Origin of the sequence: Pseudescherichia vulneris, from assembly GCF_902164725.1 — a bacterium.
Lineage (GTDB): Bacteria > Pseudomonadota > Gammaproteobacteria > Enterobacterales > Enterobacteriaceae > Pseudescherichia > Pseudescherichia vulneris.
On record NZ_LR607338.1, the window covers coordinates 2435885 to 2438229 of the forward strand.

At 46.0% G+C, this 2345-nt stretch carries 4 protein-coding genes; 3 read left to right on the forward strand and 1 reads right to left on the reverse strand.

All coding sequences use genetic code 11. The features are described from left to right. Positions 1-6: 6 nt before the first annotated feature. Positions 7-588, reverse strand: coding sequence for a YrbL family protein (locus FN633_RS10420; protein ID WP_154057652.1), 582 nt, complete (start codon positions 586-588; stop codon positions 7-9). A 219-nt stretch (positions 589-807) separates the two neighbouring features. Here FN633_RS10420 and FN633_RS10425 point away from each other — a divergent pair, with 219 nt between their 5' ends. From FN633_RS10425 to FN633_RS10435, 3 genes are all read left to right on the forward strand, one after another. Then, on the forward strand, positions 808-1257 hold the full coding sequence (locus tag FN633_RS10425) for an NUDIX hydrolase (protein ID WP_154057653.1): 450 nt from the start codon (positions 808-810) through the stop codon (positions 1255-1257). A 213-nt stretch (positions 1258-1470) separates the two neighbouring features. Further along, positions 1471-1815, forward strand: coding sequence for a cupin domain-containing protein (locus FN633_RS10430; protein WP_154057654.1), 345 nt, complete (start codon positions 1471-1473; stop codon positions 1813-1815). Positions 1816-1832: 17 nt separating this feature from the next. Further along, positions 1833-2252: an ASCH domain-containing protein gene (locus FN633_RS10435; RefSeq protein ID WP_154057655.1), complete on the forward strand. Its 420-nt coding sequence runs from the start codon at positions 1833-1835 to the stop codon at positions 2250-2252. The last annotated feature ends 93 nt before the right edge of the window (positions 2253-2345 follow it).

Below are 2345 nucleotides of genomic sequence, written 5' to 3' on the forward strand. Positions count from 1 at the left end.
AGGGCATCAGGCCTGTTGTAGCCTGTTCAAATCCCTGAGCATTCGCTTAAGGCATTTGAGTTTATTTTTATCGCGAATAACCCCTGAAAGCTTGCTGAGTTGAAGAAGCGTTTTGTCACCGAAACCATCAATGACCTTGAAACGATACTCCAGCCGCGCGCTGTCCCAGGCGTAAACGATGTTTTTACAATGCAGAGAGTTAATAATGACGCCGGTAGTGACAAACCAGTCAAAAAACACGTTCAGCTTTTGAAGTTTTCCGGCATCAAGCTCTTTATTTCGCGCAAGCTGATAAAGCGTTGGCGCGATATGACTATGCTCATCGCACTCCTTCACAATGACTTGCCCTACGCCTCTGTTGGTCTCCACAAGGCCTTCAATCTTTTGGATATAGAGCGAGTCTGTTGAGGTTTTCGGCTTGCACTCTTTGACATCCCGATAGATTTCACGCAGTTTACTTTTGTATTTCAAGATATCGGGAATGACGATTTTGATCAGCAGCTGGCTATCCTGTGGGTGCTGGAAGACGTAGCGGTCGTTGCCTTTTGCCAGTAGGTCTTTATCGGTGAGTACAAGCTGTTGCTTCATGATAGTTTTTGACTCTTATCCTGTGGGAAATGGAAATGCCTAACGATCATGTGTCGACACTTTCTATACGTTTACAAAACAATACATTCCCCAATATCAACAATTGATATACAAACTTCACATTTGCTCAATAAGCAATCACTTCGGTGAGATTTGAACGAAGGTATGTTTAAATAGCGAGACGGAAATCAGTTTTATGCTGTATCAGAAGGAAACGTTATGCGTACTCGTCCATCATCCCGGTTAATCATTCTTTCACCTGAAAATGATGTGTTACTGTTTAATTTTTCTCATAAAAATGGCGCCTTAAGCGGCATGTCATACTGGGCGACGCCCGGCGGTGGGCTTGAATTGAACGAATCCTTTGAACAGGCCGCAATACGGGAGTTGCAGGAAGAGACCGGGTTAAAAAGAGATTCGGCTGGAGCGACGGCGGCATCCCGAACCTTCCCCATGCAGCTGCCTGATGGGGAGACAGTTCTTGCCGAAGAGCGTTTCTTTATAATCCATACGGAAAAAACAGATATCGACTGCTCGGGATGGAGTGATAATGAAAAGAGCGTCATTCAAAATTATCACTGGTGGACATTAGAAGAGCTTAGAGATACTAAGCAAACTATTTTTCCCCACGATTTAATCATCGACATACTCTGCAGAGCTCTGGACTAACCTTTTGAATAAACTATAAGACGCCTGATGCCGGATAGGTAAAACCGCTAGTACATTAGTATCCGCTTCTGCTTGCCTCGTTCTTCTCCTGATAAGGCCTCTCAACCCGTGCAGTCAACTCTAAATATGGTGGTAGTGTTCCCTGGCTATATCGCGTTAGTTTGCCTGTATCTAAAGGACCACAAACAAGAAGCTCTTACGCAGGAAAAAACGATGATTTCAAAAGACAATGCTGAACATTATCTCTGGGGTGATGATTGCGACGGGTGGTATCTGGTAAACCGGCAGGACATGTTGATTATTCATGAAAAAATGCCGCCAGGCACACATGAAAAGCGGCACTTTCACTGCGTTTCCCGACAGTTTTTTTATGTTCTTGAGGGCACTCTGACGATGGAACTGGAGGGCGTTAAACATGGAATCAAAGCTCAGCAGGGGCTTGAAATCCCGCCGGGGGCAAAACATCAGGCCAGAAACGACAGCCAGCAACCCGTAGAATTTATCGTTATCTCTCATCCGACAACGCGAGGCGATCGGTCCGATCTCCCTCCAGCTTAAATTAACAAAGGCTGACAATGACAAAGCTCGAAGAATTAAAAAGTATCTACCCTGGCGCACTTGCATGGCAGTTTGGCGATAGCTCGGAACTTGCTGATGAACTCGTTCAACTGGTTCTGAGTGGGATTAAAACAGCAACATGCTGTTCGAGAGCCTCTTTTCAACGTGAGTATGAACGAGGCGAAGCGCCCTGCGTTGGAAGTTACAACATCATTCTTGACGGTGCCGGACAGCCGATGTGTGTGATCCAAACTGTCAGGATGCAGCTCATCCGCTTTTGCGACGTGACGAGTGAGCTTGCCAGCAAAGAAGGGGAAGGGGATTTAAGTCTGGCGTACTGGAAGGAGGGCCATAAACGTTATTTTGAGCGTGAAGGCACGTATTCTGAGGAGATGGAACTTATCTTTGAAGAGTTTGCGCTTATCGAGGTTGTATAAACGACCGCTTCTGGCACAAAGCAGACATGCGTAAGGGACAAGGTCCGCTATGAGCGAAGAGCGGACATTCAGACTGCTGATTTCTCGTTTCTC

What these genes read in the sequence shown, in the direction of transcription:
- FN633_RS10435 (WP_154057655.1), top strand. Translation starts at nt 1,833, where the DNA reads ATGACAAAGCTCGAAGAATTAAAAAGTATCTACCCTGGCGCACTTGCA.
- FN633_RS10430 (WP_154057654.1), top strand. Translation starts at nt 1,471, where the DNA reads ATGATTTCAAAAGACAATGCTGAACATTATCTCTGGGGTGATGATTGC.
- FN633_RS10425 (WP_154057653.1), top strand. Translation starts at nt 808, where the DNA reads ATGCGTACTCGTCCATCATCCCGGTTAATCATTCTTTCACCTGAAAAT.
- FN633_RS10420 (WP_154057652.1), bottom strand. Translation starts at nt 588, where the DNA reads ATGAAGCAACAGCTTGTACTCACCGATAAAGACCTACTGGCAAAAGGC.